The sequence below is a fragment of the Ktedonobacter sp. SOSP1-52 genome, from assembly GCF_016587395.1.
Genome location: NZ_BNJH01000001.1, coordinates 953,418 through 971,307 on the forward strand (window position 1 = coordinate 953,418; position 17,890 = coordinate 971,307).

Genomic DNA, 17,890 nt, shown 5'->3' on the forward strand with positions numbered 1-17,890 from the left:
TGTGCAAAAACAGAAAAAACTGTTTTTGCACATGTAAATTTCCTTACATATCTGCTTTGTGACCGAGGATATCCGTTGGTATTGGCGCCCGCAGAGCGGTACTATCCTCGCCGACAACCGCGTAGTCCAGGGACTCTTCTGGCAACTGAAAGTTCTCAATAGAGGCGTTCCATTGCTGCGCGAGTTTCGCCAGGGAGTGAATGTGCTCGGCGGTTTGGAGAATAGAGGCGCTGGATTGATGAATGCGTTGCGCGATGGCATACAGATCGGAGATCATAGATTCTGCCAGGGTGGCATTGGCTTGCGCGGAAACGAGAAGCTCATTGAGCAAGGCTTCCAGCCTCTGGGTATCTGTATTGATGCGCGTCAGCAGGCGCGTCTGTTGTTGCGCATCTTCCAATGACTGCGTCGTATTGACAATCAACGTGCTCTCACCCGAACCCTTTTGCAGTTCTGGACGTTTCAACAGCATCGCTCGTATCTCATGGATAAGTTCGACATTGAGCTGAAGGGTACTACTCAAGCGCTGTATGAATGCGACAAGCTTCTCTACAGTTTCGGTAGTATCAGAGAAGCGCGTGGTTTGTATCTCAGAGGTCTGAGCCAGTTCAATCGAGCTAGAGAGGAGGTTTTGTGTCTTAGACATCACCTGCTCAGAGGAGTAGCGCGTCCACTTCGCCAGGTTTGCAAGCTCTTCAATAAGCGCATTACAAATATCCGCCACCATGCCAAGCCTACCGGCAGGCACACTGGCTCGGACGCGCAAATTTCCATCCATGATAGGCTTGATGTCAGTCACGAGTTGGCGAATTTGTAGCTCCAGTTGCTGGACATCATTGGTAGCTTTACTGGTATGCTGAGCCTGCTGAATACTCACATTGACATTATCGAGAAGGGCATTGAGTGTCTGGGCAAGGGGGGAAAGCGCATTGTCACCAAGAAGAGGGGCGCGCCTCTCTCTCTGACCAGCCATATATGCCTGGCAGACCTCTACCAGTCGCGCATATTGATTTTTCGTCACGCGCTGCATAAAACGCACAAGAGCGATCTCAGCGGAAAAGACCCCGATGGCACAGGCAAAAAGCACACCTAAAAAAAGGCCGACACCTGTATTCTCACGCTGCCCCAGTCCGACGACACCAACAATAAAGATCGCGGTGACAGGCAGCATGGCGGCGAGAAGCAATTCTAAGCGCAAAATATTTGATTTCATTCTCATTCTCTTTTCATTGCGGCTCGGATTTCCAGGCAAGCAAGAACGTCTCGTCTGGATCAGACGTAACATGTGGCAGCAATTGAGACACTGGCTCAACTTTCTCTGACTGCTGCTGAGGAGCTGGCAGTGGCATAGGAGGCGGGATGGCAGGGCCTGCCATCTCGCGTATCTTCTCGATTCTCTGCGCGATACTCACCTGCTTGGGAGCGTTCAGGCGCTCATTCAGCACATGTGTATAGGCCGTCACCAGCTCTCTGACCGTCTGAAAGCGCCGTTCTGGATCGCGATGCAGTGCATGATTAACCACCAGTTCTAGCGCGACCGGGATAGCTGGCGCGATCTCATGCAATGACGGGAGAGGCTCATTAATATGTTTACGCGCCACCTCTAGATAGCTACTCCCTGTAAAAGGCGGAGCACCACTCAACAGTTCGAAGAGCATGATACCAAGCGAGTAGACATCTGAGCGAGGATCGCCCTCGGCTCCTCGCACGATCTCTGGCGCAAGATATTCAGGTGGGCTCAGGTAATTACCAGCGACATTTTTCAGGTGTTCGTACATAGTAGCCTGAGTAGCGCTCTCTTCAAGCCCTCTGAGGCGCAACATAGCGATTGTACCCAGATCTATGAGCTTGACATCGGCTTTATCGAGAAGGAGCACATTACTAGAATTGAGATAGTAGTATGCCCGCCCCTGCTCATGAATAAAATCGAGCAGATCCGCGATTGGATTCAGGATCGTAAGCACTTCATACGGTGACCACCGGCGCTGCTCCTTTAAACGACTAGCCAGCATTTCACCTGAAAACATGGGTCGAATATGATAAAAGATACCTTCCTCTACTCCATAGCCATACAGCGGGAAGAGATGGGCATGGCGTAACGTGACAAGCTGCTCACTCTCGCGTTCGAATCTCACGTGAAAATTTCGTCTCATGGTGCCTGGAAGCGTATGAGGAAGCTGAAAAATAGTGATGAGGAGTTCAGGAACCAGCCAGAGTTCTCGCGTACGCGCACGGTACGTTGTGGTCATATTTCCCCGATGGCACAGTTCTTCCAGCCGATATCCGCGAATTTTTCTCCCTAGAAATGGGTCTTTTGCTGTATCCATAAGAATAGCTTCCTTTCTATGCCTACCACTGCCCCATCTCGTACTAGTCAATACGCGCTTTATTTAAAATATCGCATATATATTTTATATATACTATGAAGTACCTCATAAATCCAGGGTTATTTAATTTTCTTCTGCTTCCTGCCTCGGCACTCTATGCGATCCTCTGGATAAGGGGATGTGCGTGGAAAACGACAAAGCCATTTTCCACGCACATCCCCTTATCCTTGAGCGCCGCAGGCGCGAAGGACCCTCAGCCCCATATGTATGAACATTAAATAGCCCTGCGTCGCAGGCGATAGAGCTTCCCGGATCTAGAGCCCTGGTATAAAATGTGGAGCCAGCAGGAGCGAACCCAGGCTGGCCAGGCAGAGGATGATTAGCAACCACAGCCAGAGTTTAAAATTTGCCTGATGCTGCGCGTCGTCCTTCGTCTCGTCTCGATATTCACTCATTTCACATCCTCTTTTTCTAGCTCTTGAGATGGCGTCTCCACTACTTCTTCTTCCACAGTGCGTTTAAGTAAGACAAAGCCTCCTGCGGCTGGATCGGGCTTCTTGCCACCTAAGAAGAGCATGAAGCGTATAAACCAGTTCAACTTGATGGGCAACTGCAAGCGCAGGGTCTCTTGCAGCGGCCCGTGAAACTCCTCAGACTGCCAGCCAAAGCGCTGGAAGAAGGCCAGCCCTCCCTCGGGGGCAAAACGCGTCTTGACGCTATCGGCCACGAAGGTATTCCAGTAAGCGTTATCGCGTTTGAGGGCAAAGGGTGAGACATACTCGGTCAACCACCAGCCAAGATGCTCGCACTCCTGGATATCCTCCGCCAGGCCCACTACCTGCTCAGGGTATAAATAAATGAGCAGTCCCTCCGTTAAAATCAGCGCTCGCTTAGCCTCCTGGTTGACGCGTTGGAGAAAAGTTTTGCGAGCCTGGTGGTCGGTAATATCGAGCGCGACGCGCTCCAGGGCACAATGCGGCTCTTTCCCTTCCAGTTGCGCCTCTTTATAGGCTATCACATCGGTATGATCAACCTCGATCCAGCGGAGCGAGGGCGGTAGCGAAAGGCGATACGGCCTCGTATCCAGGCCAGCAGCCAGGTTGACGACCGTATCGATCTCTTCCTGCTCGATGATACGCTGGATAATTTCATCATACACATGCGTACGCACAACCAGCGACCACATTTCCTGCTCGCCACGGGGCAGAGAGCGCATTATCTCGGCTCCGCGCTCGCCCGCCAGTTGCCTGGCGTACTCGTCCTTAAAGAGGCCACCAGGGCGCTCTGTCTCCAATGCACGGTAGTAGGCAGTCAGGCGAGCCGTATCAAATGCATCTTGAATTAAGAGAGATGACATAAAGGTAATTCCTTGTAACCTGGACCTTATTGTCCAGGCAGGGATGGTAATGATAAATGCGGTAAAAATGGGATAGGCGCGTTGAGCCAGTAAAGAGAGAGGAAACCAATAATGACGACAATGATGAGCAGAGCAAAGAACTGGCCAGACTCCGCCGTAGCCGAAGTTGAGACAGCCCCTTGGACCGTATGATTATACGCTTTATAAATAGTGATGGCCCCTCTATGCCTTCTTCTCCCCCAGATAGAGATGGTATCTCCTAATGAGACATTGGCTCCGCGCAGATAGCCCTGCACGCGTGCATCTTGATGCTGACCGTTAGCAGTGCGCACACGTATCGTCGTCATCATGATTTTTTCGCGGTCCAGGTAGCGCGCCTCATGCGGAATAGGCCAGATAATATCGCGTAGTAGCTTGAAGAAATTCCCCAAACCGGCCAGAGGAGGATTCTCCAGCTGTGACTGAACCTGCACGACTGTGCCCCAGAGATCTGGCGACCTGCGAGGGAAACCCATAGGAAGCTTATCAGCCTGCCACGGAACCAACGAAGAGCTCGAAGTTTGTAGTCCTCGCTCTTCTCGAATAATTGCGCGCATGTCTCTTGGGGAGACTTCGTAGGGAGCCAGGGACTGGTCTGCGACCGAGTAGGGAGACAACTCCTGGCGGGGTTCGAGCGCGGTAATCTCCTTAAGTATCATAGGAAGCTGCGGGGATTGAGTTGCTGGCAGTGGCAGGAGCGGCTGCGTTGAAGCAGAGTGCTTTGACGGTTGTATCGATCTAGCTTCTGGATAATCCTCTTCTTGCGTTACAAGCGGACCCGGTTCAAAAACCTGTGCCGCTAGCTGCTCAGATGACAGGGGTGAACCACAATTGATACACACCTGCGACTCACTAGATGACTTATTACGATACCCACACATATCACACTTTATCAACGACACGACTTCGCCTCCTTGCCAGTTATGGTTCGTCCCTTCCCTCTATCTTACATAGAGCAAGCTCAAGGCCACACTTTGAGGTAAAATAGAAGTAGTTAGCTACTCTTATCTATTTTCCCACAAACAGGCCCCTTTTGAAAAGAAAAAGGACTTTAAGACTTCCGCAGAGATCTTTTATCGCGAAGCGGTCCGTACCGCTCCATCAACATTCTCCTTAAGAACCTTCAAGCCTGCATCCGATATATCCTTGGCACCCTTCGTCACCTCTTTAATAAAGTCACCAAACTTAAACTTGTTCTTATTACCACCTTCTGGTGCAGCAGCAGGGCCATTGTGATTAATAGTGATATTTGTAACATTTCCACCAAACACATTGCCCGAACCAGAGACATGTATCTGATTTTGATTGCCATTAACATTGATGCCATTAACATTGTTGCCCGATTGATTAGAAATTGTGGTGATATTTCCAAATTTCCCTCCTACACTCTGTGGAGGACTCCCTGCTTTGGTCATATTCACACCAGGAGGTGTTGCACCGGTTGCTGAACCAGCTCCTGGCTTAGGTGGTGTCGAACCAGTTGCTGAACGAGGTGGCCAAACTTGCCTGTTTCCGGACCCAGGCTGGCTACCTGTCGGACTGGTCGGTGGCTTAGTATTACCTGTCGGGCTAGTCGGTGGCTTAGTGCTACCTGTCGGACTGGTCGGTGGCTTAGTATTACCTGTCGGGCTAGTCGGTGGCTTAGTGCTACCTGTCGGGCTGGCCGGTGGATTAGTATTACCTGCTCCCCCATTGTTTATTACCTTACCCTGGATAACCTTCACTTTGGGCGCTGAATTCTCCTTGTTCGCCTTAGGGCTATCTGCTCCCATGCTTGTTACCACACCCTCGATAGTCTTCCCATTGTTTGGCGCTGAGCCCGCTGTGATCTCCTTAGGCTTCGCAGTGGGCGCTGAACCCGCTGTGATCTCCTTAGGCTTCGCAGTGGGCGCTGAACCCGCTGTGATCTCCTTAGGCTTCGCAGTGGGCGCTGAGCCCGCTGTGATCTCCTTAGGCTTCGCAGTGGGCGCTGAGCCCGCTGTGATCTCCTTAGGCTTCGCAGTGGGCGCTGATGTTGATGGAAGAGCTTTAATAGTGGAACTGGGACTCGCCTTGATCGTAGATCCAGAATTCAGACGAGGAGCTTTAGAAACAGGATTTGGCATCTCAATTACTCTCCTATTACAAAAACTGCAAACAACTTCTCTACCGTTGAGCAATGAAACATCCCATCATACATCCCCTCCCACGTTATAGGCACCTGCTTTCTATTCTTCTTCTTCTACATCCTGCTCGCCCTGAGGCGCAAAGTAGGCTTGTAATCCATCACTGACGATAACACGTTCGTACTCACTCATGTCGGCGTTTGCGATAGTATGTAAGATCACGCAGTAGCCAACGCCCTGTAGCGTATCATTAACCTCTTCACTCGCTAACCAGCTTTGAGCAAGCCTTGTCGCCGCCTGTATCACACTCTCATTTCGCTCCTCCACTGTCGTATGTGCTTCATTCAGAAGCTCACCATGCAGCTGCTGTATATCCTTGGGAGTCAGTAGGGTGCTTACATCACTACGATACAAGCATTTGGCCTGGCAATGAACGCATCCATTAAAGGGTCCATGTCTGCGCTGCGAGAGCTGGCTATATCTACTGATAAACCGCTCCAGATACTCCCCTGCCTGATCAAACATCGCCTGGAGCTGCTGTAAACTCTCTTCGGTGTGAGGGGTACCCTCCGCGTTTGCCATCTGATAAGTATAGGACATATGCGCGAGTCCATAGGTGAGCGTCGCGCGTAATTCTTCGGTTATAGCATACGGCCAGCCAAATCTGGCGCCTCGCGTTTGGATTAACTGGGCGCATCCCTGGACAAGTACCATGCGCAAGAGTTCATCTTGCTGCTCAGTGGAGAGATAGGCCATTTCAGCCTCAATGCTCTCGGTAAAGCGTAATAGGGCAGCCATTACGCCTTCGGGCTGCACAACCATGCGCAGCAAAAGATTAGCCCAGAACCACTGGTTCTGCTCCATATCTAGCAGTTTCGTAGCGGCCTGATAGAGAGTAGGATTTGGCCCTCCCATCAGAGTCGTCGGGATGTGGTAGGTATCGTAATCCATGATGGCCTGAAACACCTTGACCGAAGCATACGTGCGGCCGGCACGCTTTAACTCAGCATCAGACAAAGGCTGCAAATTGCGCTTGTAGTTCTCCATGCGCACCAGGTAGGAGTGGTCCGCGCCCTCCGCGTAGACCACGGCCTGGCCGGGAGTGAGCACACCCAGGTGCATCTGCTGGGACGGATTCAAATTCATCGTCTGGGCCACGCTTTGCCGGTCATCCTGCGCAATCAAGCGGTGCGCGATCTTTAGATTGGTGTTCTTTAATACATCGGGCGCGAGCTTGCTGGGTATCTGCTCCGCGACCAGCACACCCTGGCCGTACGCGCGGATCTCGGAGAGCATGTTGGTGAAGACCTCGACGGCCTGAGCGCGCGGATTGGCCGACTCGGGATTAGATGGCATGACAGGGCCAGTATTCTGGAGCAGGCGGTGCGCCTCCTCAAAGACGATCAGATGGCGTAACTCATGTCCGGTCAACTTATTCTCATCAGTAGCAGTATCCGCCTGGAGGCGACGATATTCGTATAATTTGGAGAGCAAGAGGCCCATAATAAAGGTCTTCTCATCGTCGTTGCCGATCCGTTCAAGTTCAAGGATCGTTGGCCGCGCCAGGAGTTCAGCCATAGGAATACCACGCGCGCAATCGAGCATGAGTCCCTTCGCGCCAATACGCAGCGAGCCGATACGCGCTTTGAGCGAGGCTTTAATATGCTCGTCCGCCTCGGGATTATAATTGAGGCGGTCAGCGACGATCTGAGCTTTGCGGTCGAGGTCGGCCAGCGTTGGGAAAATAGGATATTTCTGCCGCTCAACCCACCTGGTTAAGCGTCTGTTGGTGCCACTGGTGACATCCCAGCCTTTATCTTCATAGATTTCGTAGATCGCGGTCTCTAACACCTGGGGCAAGGGCGCATACATAGGGAAGGCCGCCGTAAAGACCGCCTTCAGGAAATCGATATGCGTCATCAGGGCACCACTACCAGGCTCGTCGGTAACCTCGAACTCGAAGGGATTGAGGCGAAACGGTGCTACCATCTCATTACCGAGCGTATAGATGCGAATATCGGCTCGATCTCTCAAAGCATTGCGTAAGGAGCGATACTCGGTTTTCGCTGGCTCAATGACCAGGAATGGTTTGCGTGCCTCGATCACCTGGTCGAGGAGATTCATCACTGTGGTTGTTTTACCGCTACCTGTGACGCCGATGACGACCGCGTGCTTGGTTAAAGCATCCAGGGAAATATTGAAAGTCTCCTGCGAATCATGACCATTATGGCGAATCTTGCCGAGAGGCAAATTGCCACCCTCTGGGGTGTCAAAATCGACATCGAATTTGACATAGTCGTGGATCGCATATCCTGGCACCTCTTCGCGTGGGAGCTGGATCAGCGTCGCGACCTCCTGGGAACTCAGGAAGGTATAGTACTCCTCCAGGGAGGCTCCATACTTCTCGCATATGGAGGCGCGCAGTGGCTCTGGACGCGAATCAGTACCAGCCAGTGTCCCCAACAAGAGCGAGGCGAGGCGCTGCGCGTCATCGGCCGTACTGGCCCCGAAGTAGGTATGCACAATCCACTGGCCAGCCGCAGCCGCCTGGTCCAGGCGCTCTAGCTCGCGCTCTAGCAATTTTTTGAGGTATTGGGCCCGGTAGTTGATCATATCGCCACTAAAGCTTTTTGTCTGCCCCCCCGAATCAATGGAGGTAAATTGCTGGTTCTCTTGCTTTGTGGATGACCACTGGACATGTGAGCGCGTCGTGATCTGGGTCAGCAGATCGACGGTGCGCATGCGCTCCTCGACAACTTTCTGCCGGGGCCGTGGGTGAGCCTGGACCATATACGCCCAGTTCGCGCCATGCATACCGCGAATGACGCGCTCCATTTGCGCCTGGTCTTTGCTGCCATTGACATTGTGGCTGACCTGTTGTCCATCCTGGTCAATCTGGGCCGAGGAGCGGTTGGGATCGAACGCCTTCCGGCTGGGTATACCTGTCAGCAATCCCTGGGCTTTAAAAGGGAAGCGCAGTAAAGCCACCAGGTCCTGCGTAGCCACCGGCTCTAACACAATTCCAGGAAAGACGCCTTCAAGGATACTTCTGGTTGTCTTCTCGGTTCCTAATGATATATACACGGCAAGTTTTGTCGCCGTCCCCAGCAAAAGAAAGGTTACATCGGCATGTCGCTGGTGATGGGCCCCTATGACGATATCCACCACATGGTGCGCGAAATCCATCTCCTTGTTCTGGCTCCAAAAGTCAGTCAGACCCTTTATTTTGAAGAAGGCCTGCTCACCCTCTTCCAGTAAATCCATTGCATCAAAAGTCTCTGGCGCGGCCCCCTCTAAATTATATCGTTCAAGCCCGGCAATGAGCTTTCCTAGCTTATTCAATGACTCAACATCAAATCCGGGAACCATAGAAGCAACCTTTCATGTAACTACTCAGTTTCTCTCTTGATGAGGTATTCTCAGCGCCTGCACCACACACCCTGACCCAGCGAGCCACGTAGTGGCGAGAAGTCCTGAGTAGACTCCCCTTTCAGAAAGAAGTTTATCTCGCCAAACAAAAGCATCTTGTACTTATATCTATACAATTGTCAGAATAACATATACAATTGCCAGAATAGCATAAAAACCTTGTTTTTGATAGGTATAAATGGGGAAACTTTTTGTCCCCATTTACCCCTACCTGTTCGCAGCAATTTCTTCTATCATTTAGCTAATACACAGTCATATGTGTATGGTTGCCGCGATTCTAACCTGATTTGGCCATTCTACATATTCAGTACTATTCGTGAATGTATACCAGAATAGCCAGATAGGGACAAAGATTGCTATTCTTCTTCCAGATGTGCTTACATACATGCAATGATGTAAAATCGGAATTAAGTTGAGTTAGGGCGCATTATGAGAATAAAGAAAAAGGGTACGCCAGAGTCAAAAGCAGAGCCACGAAAAAAGCGTCGCTGGCTTGCTTATCTTGATCTCATCATTGTATTCATAATCTTCAATATTGTACTGCTCCTTATTTTTCTGCTGCCTCGAACCCATGTTGCTTCCTCCTCGGGGACTGCTCCGCAAAAGAAGCAAGGCAGTCAGACCAGCCTGGCTATTCCAGCCATACCTCATAACACCCAGAACGCAAATGCGCCACAGTCGTCCGCCGACAATCCAGCGTGTTCAAATGGACAGCACATGGACGGGAGTTGCCTGGAGGGTGTCTTCAATGATAATGGGGATACATACAAAAATAGCACAAAGAGCCCAAATGACAAATCGCCGGTCCTGAATCCCCTCTCCGATAACAGCGCCCTGTTTTTCTATACACCCTATAAAGACACAGTGGACAATCCCCAGGTAAAAGAGCTATGGACAGGCATCCTGCTGATTGTCGATGCCTTTATCGCGCTTGTTCTTGTTCTCAATGGGATCAGGGTCATCTTCTCGGGCATCGTCTTTCGCTTTGACAAGGTCGTTGAGGAGCTACCTGGCATCTTCCTGGCGATTATCGCGGCCCACCTCAGCATAACCTTTATCATGGCGTTCCTGGGCCTGAATAATATCCTGGTTTATGACACCTACCAATGGGCGGGCAAATACATTTTTCAACATAATGGCGTCTCGGTAGATGAGGGCAACAAGCCATTCACAGTCAATATCGTCATTGGCAAAGGGCTTCACGGTACCCCTGAATACGATAACCTTCCTGATGATCTCAAAAAGGATTGCCCATACACCTCTGTCTGGGATGAGAAGGTATTGACGTTTCTCAAAGATCATCACTGGTTTGGAACCTATTACTGCAAAAATCTTCCAGCCGACGCGATCATAAACAGCATCATACTCCAAAAGGATCTTAACTTTACCGATCTCTTTGACAATCTACAGGACTTATCAAACGGGCTAAAGATAATCCTGAAGGTGATGGCTCTCATGCTTATGGCACAAATGATCATTCGCCTCTTCTTTATTATTTTCTATATCGTTACCGCGCCACTTGGCCTGGCCTGCTGGGCCTTGCCGGGCAAGATAGGCCAATCAGTAACGAATTTGTGGCTCAAAGGCTTTATTTCGACAGTTATGGTGCAATTCATTATGGTAGTTGCCCTGATTGTGATGCAAGTGATGGCCGGTGCCATACTTCATTTCGTCGCTACCCCGCTTAGCACTTCGGATCAGATGGATTACGGACCAGGGCAGCTCGACATCTTTACACTCTTAAAGCTAATGTGCCTGTGCTTTTTCTGGTTTCTTATACGCATTCCTTCGCTATTGGGAACCGCGCCCATGCGCACTATGACAATGGCGGGACAGGCCATGGCTCAGGCTGTTAGTGCGACAATCGCGATTCAGATCGCGGAGGCCCAGTTTGTCATGCAGTCGGTATCAAGCGTGGGCTCTATAGCGGCTTCTGCCCGCTGACGTAACTAAACATGCAAAGAGAAAACGACATCGAGTAATGCTTATGAACATAAAACAATTGCTCTTGCCTGACACAAAGTCGCGACGAAGGCGGCGCTGGTGGCATTTTCTTGACCTTGTCATCGCGCTAGTCGTGGTAAATATCATCCTGGGCGTTCTGACTTTCTCTTCGCATCCAGTGTCTTTACCTACTACTGGGGAACAGGCTCATCTTACAGGATTAGCAGCCCTGGCGGCTCCTCTTGAGCATCTGCTATCCCATGACAACGCCCAGACTCAGGCCGACCCCTGCGGGGGTATGCAGGATGCTACCCAGTATGCCCAATGTGTTCAAGATATCGTGCAGCATTGTAATAATGATCCCACGGCAACCCAGTGCAACGATCTCGCCCAGGCCTGTAGAACATCTACGACTCAGCTCCAACAATGCCTGGATGGCATCAAAGGGAGAAATACCTATACACAGCAAAACCCTAAAATTCAGAACCCTATCGCGAAAGGCAGCCTGCTCTTCTTTGTTACGCCCTATGAGGTTACCATCGCCAATACCCAGGTAAACTTACTCTGGGGCGCGATCCTGGGGATTGTAGATATTCTCCTTGTGCTGACACTTATGCTTAACGGCCTGTATGTCATTATGGCGGGAACGACTTTTCGCTATGCACAGGCGGTCGAAAACCTTCCAGGCGTTCTCCTGGCCATTATCGCAGCCCATATTAGTTTAGCCTTTATGCTTGCTATGCTCAGCCTCGGCAATCTGATGACGCAGGGCATCTATAACTATGCGCAGAACGATTCCGCGATCCATCGCTCGCCCTCGGGCTTTAAAGATGGGGGAAAGACACAGGATTTGTATCTGCATGTGCTTTTCCCCTCATACAATGAAAAAATGGGGTCTAACTTTAACAAAAATCCCAATCTTACCCCACAAGAGGCGGCGAAGCAGTGGGGAACGCCTCAGACAGCTCAAGACATGAAGCAATTTCAGGACCAGGTCTGCACCTGGGAGTGGACAAACTTCGACAGCAATTTGAGGTTGCAAATATTTGGCTCCAATGGAGACTATCACAATGGTGGTTTATACAATCTTTTTAAACAGCGCAACGATGATCTAAAAAAATATGATGGTTCAAAGGTTCCCGATGGCGTACAAACAGCGCTGGACAGTATATTGACGCAAATCGATAGAGATATGCAAGAGTTCAGCAGTGGCAGTGATCGCCTAGCCTGGTATAACGATGCCTTTGTCGGAACTCCGTCCCAGGACTCCTGGGATAAACAGATGGACGATGCCTGGAATCAATATGGTCAGGATATACCACAGGCCGAGAAAAACCGCCTGGGGGATGATCGTTATGGTCGCGGCGGCGAAGGCATGCTACGCGCCAATATTCACAAGCTACTGCAAGGCGTACCGCCACACGAAGGCGATATGCTTGAGTATAGCTGTCAGCACGATGCCACAGGAGATACCTTTCAGCTTGTGCCAGATAACCTGGACTTCAAGGACCTTTTTCAAAATTTACAGGATCTCGTAAGCGGTGTATCGTTCTTTAGCAAGCTGGTGGCCTTGATGTTGTTGGGAATGATGATCGTGCGCCTCTTTTTCATTAATCTGTATATCGTTACGGCTCCGCTCGGCATCGCTTGCTGGGCCTTGCCGGGTAAGATAGGGCAATCGATAACCCGGCTCTGGTTACAGGGTTTTTTCTCGACGGTCCTGGTGCAATTTCTAATGGTGGTAGCTCTGATCGTGATCCAGGTCTTGTTGGGAAACGTGCTGGCCTTTGTCGGAAGCGATCCCAATCATCCCTTAGGCAACCTGTCGAACGAAACGCTAAAAGAGATTATGCGCATCGCCTGCCTCTGGTTTGTCATGCGAATTCCCTCGCTCTTTGGTAACGCTCCCATGCAAATCATGGGAGCGGCGGGAGAGATGCTGGGACAGGTGGCCGTAACAACGATGCAAGCACAGGTAGCGCGTGCGCAAATGGTCATGCAAGCCGTTACCAGCGCAGTTGGAGTCGTCGCCTCATTTGCCCGCTAGGATGAATGAGGAACGCACTCTCTTGGTAGGGACTAGAGAGAATTACATATGCGAAAGATACAGAAAATGTGGCCTTTTAGACGGAGATGGCAGCCAAAACCCTGGTGGCACTATCTGGCACTGGCATGTATTGTGTTAACTGTGAATGGCATGATGCTTATTCTCAGGCTCCTCCCTGCCTTCCAAGTTACCGTTGCCACCGTTGCACCACAAATACACCTGCCAAATTCTATGGTTGGCATAAACACCATTGCCAGCCCTCTTGAGCGGGTCTTCCATTTCCAGCTACAGGGCGACCCCTGTAGCGACCCCAACGCCACACAGGAACAGAAGAACCAATGCCTGAAGGGAAACAGTAATTCGGGAACCTACAAAGACGGCAGCAAGATTCAGAATCCGATCTCAAAAGGAAACGCGCTCTTCTTTCTCACGCCCGCCGATATCACCATCGATAACGGCAGCATCAAAATGCTCTGGGGCCTGATGCTATTTTTTGTGGATACGCTGCTCGCGCTCGTTATTGCGCTCAATGGGCTCAGAGTGATCTTTGCCGGTAGCGTCTTTCGGTATGCGAGCGCGATTGAGGATTTGCCAGGCGTATTGCTGGCGATCATCGCGGCACACATCAGCCTATTATTCATGACCATGATGATTGGCCTCAACAATAACATGACCGAAGGCATCTACACATTCGCGCAAACCAATCCAAATATTCATCGCTCAGCCTCGGGATTCGGCGCTGGAGACAAGAAACTCTATACCTTGCGCCTCTTCTTTCCCAGCGCGTCTCAGGCTGATGAGCAGACCTATGAATCTAAAACCACTGTGACTTGGCAGGAGGCAGTTGATAAATGGCCAGGACCAGATGCGCTTCCGGCCAATGCTAAACTCCCCACTGGATCAACAAACCTTGATAAAACACAGTTTAAGCAGGATATGATCTGTAGCGTATATCAGATCAATTTCGATAGGACCCGTCGCTATAACCTCTTTGGCAATGGCGATGGTGCTCCACTTGTTAACCATCTCAAGGCTCATACCAACTGGATGATCAATCAATATAACCAGGGTCAGGAGAATATCACTGCCAAACATCTGGCCGACCTCAAACAAATGCCAGATACAATGCAACAAGACATTAACAATATTCCAACCTCACCCTTGAAGTGGTATGACGACTGGAAAACGTTCAATGCAGAAATAGATGATGTCTACAAAAATGATTTTAAATACACGCATGTACCTCTGCAAGATTTTGAGTTGGAGCAAAATCGATTAACTCAAAATATGAACACCCTTTTCTATTTGGGAGGTGTGCTTCCGGATTCAAACGGTGGGCCAGACAACATGGGAGACGCGATCACTTACTCATGTGAGAATGACGCCACTGGCACTACTTTTCAGCTTGTACCTGATAAACTAGACTTCACGAGCCTCTTTGATAATCTCCAGAGCCTGGGCGATGCCACGCAAATAATGGCCAAAATCCTGGCCTTGATGTTCCTGGCCCAGATGATCATTCGCCTCTTCTTTATTAACCTGTACATCATTACCGCCCCTCTCGGCATCGCTTGCTGGGCCTTACCCGGCAAGGTGGGACAGCCTATCGCACGCCTATGGCTTAAGGGCTTTATCTCGACAGTCATGGTGCAGTTTCTGATGGTGGTGGCTCTGATCATAATCCAGGTCCTGTTAGGGAACATGCTGGCTTTTGTGGGGGGTGATCCTAAGCATATTATAGGCAATCTGTCGGACGGGACGCTAAGAGATATTATGCGTATCGCCTGCCTCTGGTTCGTATCGCGTATCCCCTCACTCGCTGGAAACGCTCCGATGCGTACCCTGGCGTCAGCCGGGCAGATGATGGGGCAGGCAGTAGGCACAACTATCGCCATGCAAATTACACATTTCCAGATGGTTACCCAGGTGGCATCCAGCGCCGTCTCCATGGCTGCGTCGGCTCGTTAGAAAAGAAATGAGAGGAAGGAACCTATGAGTAAAAGTAGAGGCAGCGCCCTGGGCCTATCAGGTCTGGGTGGGGGTGGCGGCATAATGGGCTCCCTTGGCGGCGTCGTAACCACTTTGGGTCTGCACATGTTCGCGATTATCGTGGGTGGGCTCTTCCTGCTAGGAGGCATAGGTGGCTGGTGGAACCACAATATGAAGGCTGCCTATGACAGCGAAATGAACCCACCCGCAACCTCTAGTGACACGCTCGATGGCGACCTTATGCAAATGATTAATTCTAAGAATGCAGTGCTGGTTGGGGTCGCGATTGAGCGCGTCTTGAAAGAGAACTCAAAAGGCTCCCTCAATGTCATTGACCGCAGTAACCCGGTGATGCAGGTCGTGATTCAAAAGTTGAAGCAGTCGAATGGAGGTAGCATACCAGATGCAGGAGACTTCGATCCTATGCAGTGCGCCTATTTCATCCATACGACATTTCTGGTGGCTGGCGTCGATCTTCCAGGACAGCCAACTGCGTTTCAATACTGGACCAATCGCAGCCCCTACATCAGCCGTGGCTGGAACTATATAGATAACGGCACAGGTATGCCATCGCCTGGCGACCTGGTAGTTCTGTCAGGTCCCAACCCTGCCGGTCATATCGCCATGGTTGCCGGCGTTGATCCTCCCCAGGGCGGGAAAGATGGCTACGTCTACATGGTGCAGGCCAATGCCCCCAACAACTACGTAAAAAATTCGGCTGACCACCTCACCTTTATGCGCTGGTCGCTCACCTCTTCCAATTTTATGAAGTCTGGATGGAGCTCTTTTACAGTTATGGGCTTTATTCACAACCAGGCGCTGAGTCAGAAGTGGGGCGATCCCTTCCATGCATCGAGTGATGGTTCTGATATTCGCGCTAAAATCGTAGCGGCAGCGCGTTCGCGGCTTGGCGATAAAGAGTGGGGAAATAATTGCAACCACTACGGCCCCTGCGAGGAATGGTGTGCCCTTTTCGCAACCTGGACCTGGCGCCAGGCCGGTATCGACTATAGCACAGCCTATGTTCCTGATTTTATCAATTATGGACAAAAACATGGCACCCTTCATCAAGGAATGTCGAACCCACAGCCAGGGGATGCTATTGTCTTTAGAACCGGCGAGGGTCCGCATGGTCATGTCGGAATTATTGTCGAGGTGAAGCCAGACGGTAAAGTCATTAGTATTGAAGGGAACTCCAGCAATAAGGTTTCGCAAATTGGCCCATACAGCCTACATGGTGGGCGCGACACAACTGCGATCGTTTCTCCCGACATCCCGGCGGGATCATCTGGAGGCGCAAAATGCGACAAAAACGCGACACCACTAACAAACGACCAAGCAACTGCCCTGGCATCACAGGCGGGCTTTACCGGGCATTCACTCCTGGTAATCGTAGCTATCGCGCACGCCGAGAGTAGCCTCAATCCCAAGAATTGCCTGAGAAACAACGACCCGCACCACACCCTGGATAGAGGCATCATGCAAATCAACAATTACTGGCATAGTGAAGTAAGCGATGCCTGCGCCTTTGATCCCAAGTGTGCCTTTGAACAAGCCTATCGCATCAGCAGCCATGGCACAAGCTTTAGACCCTGGACTACATATACGACTGGAAACCCTCCTCCCTATAGACAGTTTATGCCCAATCACGAGCCGTGAGGAAGGTGCACTACAATCTATAAGTTCTCATAATTTGTTAGGTACTTCATAGAATCTTAGCTTCTATATGGCTAATATAGAATGGTAGATTGCTTTTTATCCGTATAGAAATTAAGATTAGGAAGTTAGGATGCAACGGTAGGTTACATTACTCTCTACAGAGAAAGGGACGACAAGCTTATGTTCTTACTACACATCGCACAACTGATGATTGATCCGCATCTGGCTTTGAATCAGGTGCATGGGATTATCCCTGTATTTAACAATATATCCTCGGTGCTACAACACCTGGCCCCACCTGCTCCACCAAGCGATCCTAAATCACAGAATGATCCTTATAAGGATATCTACAACTTTGCTGATAGTATCAGAGGCCTGGTGTATGCACTCGGCTTTACCATCTTTCTGATTGGTATTATCGCTGCGGGTATTATGCGCATCCTTTCCTTTGGTAGCGACCGGCGTGTGGCGATGTCGAATATGGCCTTGACGGCAGCGGTTATTGGCCTGATCATCATCTTGCTGGGGACTGGACTCCAGAGCCTACTCGTAGGCGCATTCCAGAAAAAGTAAGCGCATTGGAGTTTGCTAATGCAGAAAGAGGAGATTCCAACTTTTCTCAATGAGCAGCCAAAGGTGATATTTGGGCGGACCGGGCGAGAACTGCTCATTATCGTGTGTGGCATCGTGGGTGGATACTCCCTCTGGGGAAATATCTCTCCCCTGGTGCCTGGTGCCTGGTGGGCCGTGGCAAGCGTCATTATTGCTTGCATCCCGGCCCTGCTGGCGCTTGTAGTCGCAATGGTTCCTATCGCGGAACGTCCCCTGGAGGAGTGGGCTATGTGCTGGCTCCTCTATATGGGTATGCCCAGGGTTTTTATCTATAAACCGCTCGAGGATGATGATACCAGAGAGAACCCTGCGTTGGCCGAGGCACAAAAGAAAACCAAGCAGCAAATGAACGAAGAAGAAGAAGATCTTCTCGAATAGCACA

Annotated in this window: 14 protein-coding genes; 6 read left to right on the forward strand and 8 right to left on the reverse strand. The window is 50.6% G+C overall.

All coding sequences use genetic code 11. The features are described from left to right. Positions 1–43: 43 nt before the first annotated feature. The 8 genes from JMJ16_RS04365 to JMJ16_RS04400 form a co-directional block, all read right to left on the reverse strand. Positions 44–1,213: a methyl-accepting chemotaxis protein gene (locus tag JMJ16_RS04365; RefSeq protein ID WP_201378713.1), complete on the reverse strand. Its 1,170-nt coding sequence runs from the start codon at positions 1,211–1,213 to the stop codon at positions 44–46. Between the two features lie 13 nt (positions 1,214–1,226). Beyond that, the gene (locus tag JMJ16_RS04370; protein WP_201378714.1) at positions 1,227–2,327 is read right to left on the reverse strand and encodes a serine/threonine-protein kinase; all 1,101 of its coding nucleotides are present in this window, start codon (positions 2,325–2,327) and stop codon (positions 1,227–1,229) included. 314 nt (positions 2,328–2,641) lie between these two features. After that, a complete protein-coding gene (locus JMJ16_RS04375) occupies positions 2,642–2,782 on the reverse strand; it encodes a hypothetical protein (protein ID WP_201378715.1) in 141 nt (46 codons plus the stop codon). Beyond that, entirely contained in the window at positions 2,779–3,684 is a 906-nt protein-coding gene (locus tag JMJ16_RS04380) for an SAM-dependent methyltransferase (protein ID WP_201378716.1), read from the reverse strand. The genes JMJ16_RS04375 and JMJ16_RS04380 overlap by 4 nt, the downstream gene beginning before the upstream one ends. 26 nt (positions 3,685–3,710) lie before the next feature. Beyond that, positions 3,711–4,625: a hypothetical protein gene (locus JMJ16_RS04385; protein ID WP_201378718.1), complete on the reverse strand. Its 915-nt coding sequence runs from the start codon at positions 4,623–4,625 to the stop codon at positions 3,711–3,713. 171 nt (positions 4,626–4,796) lie between these two features. After that, positions 4,797–5,138, reverse strand: a complete 342-nt coding sequence (locus JMJ16_RS04390; RefSeq protein ID WP_201378719.1) for a hypothetical protein — start codon at positions 5,136–5,138, stop codon at positions 4,797–4,799. A 2-nt stretch (positions 5,139–5,140) separates the two neighbouring features. Continuing rightward, entirely contained in the window at positions 5,141–5,416 is a 276-nt protein-coding gene (locus JMJ16_RS04395; RefSeq protein WP_201378720.1) for a hypothetical protein, read from the reverse strand. Between the two features lie 514 nt (positions 5,417–5,930). Next, positions 5,931–9,197 carry an ATP-binding protein gene (locus JMJ16_RS04400; protein WP_201378721.1) on the reverse strand — a complete coding sequence of 1,089 codons (3,267 nt, stop codon included), beginning with the start codon at positions 9,195–9,197 and terminating at the stop codon, positions 5,931–5,933. A gap of 489 nt (positions 9,198–9,686) precedes the next feature. Here JMJ16_RS04400 and JMJ16_RS04405 point away from each other — a divergent pair, with 489 nt between their 5' ends. The 6 genes from JMJ16_RS04405 (at position 9,687) to JMJ16_RS04430 (ending at position 17,886) form a co-directional block, all read left to right on the forward strand. Next, positions 9,687–11,201, forward strand: a complete 1,515-nt coding sequence (locus tag JMJ16_RS04405; RefSeq protein WP_201378722.1) for a hypothetical protein — start codon at positions 9,687–9,689, stop codon at positions 11,199–11,201. A gap of 43 nt (positions 11,202–11,244) precedes the next feature. After that, positions 11,245–13,248: a hypothetical protein gene (locus JMJ16_RS04410; protein ID WP_201378723.1), complete on the forward strand. Its 2,004-nt coding sequence runs from the start codon at positions 11,245–11,247 to the stop codon at positions 13,246–13,248. Between the two features lie 48 nt (positions 13,249–13,296). Continuing rightward, entirely contained in the window at positions 13,297–15,216 is a 1,920-nt protein-coding gene (locus tag JMJ16_RS04415; RefSeq protein WP_201378724.1) for a hypothetical protein, read from the forward strand. A gap of 24 nt (positions 15,217–15,240) precedes the next feature. Next, a complete protein-coding gene (locus JMJ16_RS04420) occupies positions 15,241–16,896 on the forward strand; it encodes a CHAP domain-containing protein (RefSeq protein ID WP_201378731.1) in 1,656 nt (551 codons plus the stop codon). Positions 16,897–17,076: 180 nt separating this feature from the next. Then, positions 17,077–17,469: a hypothetical protein gene (locus tag JMJ16_RS04425; protein ID WP_201378733.1), complete on the forward strand. Its 393-nt coding sequence runs from the start codon at positions 17,077–17,079 to the stop codon at positions 17,467–17,469. 18 nt (positions 17,470–17,487) lie between these two features. Next, positions 17,488–17,886, forward strand: coding sequence for a PrgI family mobile element protein (locus JMJ16_RS04430; protein ID WP_201378735.1), 399 nt, complete (start codon positions 17,488–17,490; stop codon positions 17,884–17,886). Positions 17,887–17,890 lie beyond the last annotated feature (4 nt).

Bases quoted from the DNA above. Each gene is read 5' to 3' on its own strand.
- JMJ16_RS04410 (WP_201378723.1), top strand. From the start codon at position 11,245: ATGAACATAAAACAATTGCTCTTGCCTGACACAAAGTCGCGACGAAGG.
- JMJ16_RS04365 (WP_201378713.1), bottom strand. From the start codon at position 1,213: ATGAAATCAAATATTTTGCGCTTAGAATTGCTTCTCGCCGCCATGCTG.
- JMJ16_RS04425 (WP_201378733.1), top strand. From the start codon at position 17,077: ATGTTCTTACTACACATCGCACAACTGATGATTGATCCGCATCTGGCT.
- JMJ16_RS04370 (WP_201378714.1), bottom strand. From the start codon at position 2,327: ATGGATACAGCAAAAGACCCATTTCTAGGGAGAAAAATTCGCGGATAT.
- JMJ16_RS04380 (WP_201378716.1), bottom strand. From the start codon at position 3,684: ATGTCATCTCTCTTAATTCAAGATGCATTTGATACGGCTCGCCTGACT.
- JMJ16_RS04390 (WP_201378719.1), bottom strand. From the start codon at position 5,138: ATGACCAAAGCAGGGAGTCCTCCACAGAGTGTAGGAGGGAAATTTGGA.
- JMJ16_RS04415 (WP_201378724.1), top strand. From the start codon at position 13,297: ATGCGAAAGATACAGAAAATGTGGCCTTTTAGACGGAGATGGCAGCCA.
- JMJ16_RS04405 (WP_201378722.1), top strand. From the start codon at position 9,687: ATGAGAATAAAGAAAAAGGGTACGCCAGAGTCAAAAGCAGAGCCACGA.
- JMJ16_RS04395 (WP_201378720.1), bottom strand. From the start codon at position 5,416: ATGGGGGAGCAGGTAATACTAATCCACCGGCCAGCCCGACAGGTAGCA.
- JMJ16_RS04430 (WP_201378735.1), top strand. From the start codon at position 17,488: ATGCAGAAAGAGGAGATTCCAACTTTTCTCAATGAGCAGCCAAAGGTG.
- JMJ16_RS04375 (WP_201378715.1), bottom strand. From the start codon at position 2,782: ATGAGTGAATATCGAGACGAGACGAAGGACGACGCGCAGCATCAGGCA.
- JMJ16_RS04400 (WP_201378721.1), bottom strand. From the start codon at position 9,197: ATGGTTCCCGGATTTGATGTTGAGTCATTGAATAAGCTAGGAAAGCTC.
- JMJ16_RS04420 (WP_201378731.1), top strand. From the start codon at position 15,241: ATGAGTAAAAGTAGAGGCAGCGCCCTGGGCCTATCAGGTCTGGGTGGG.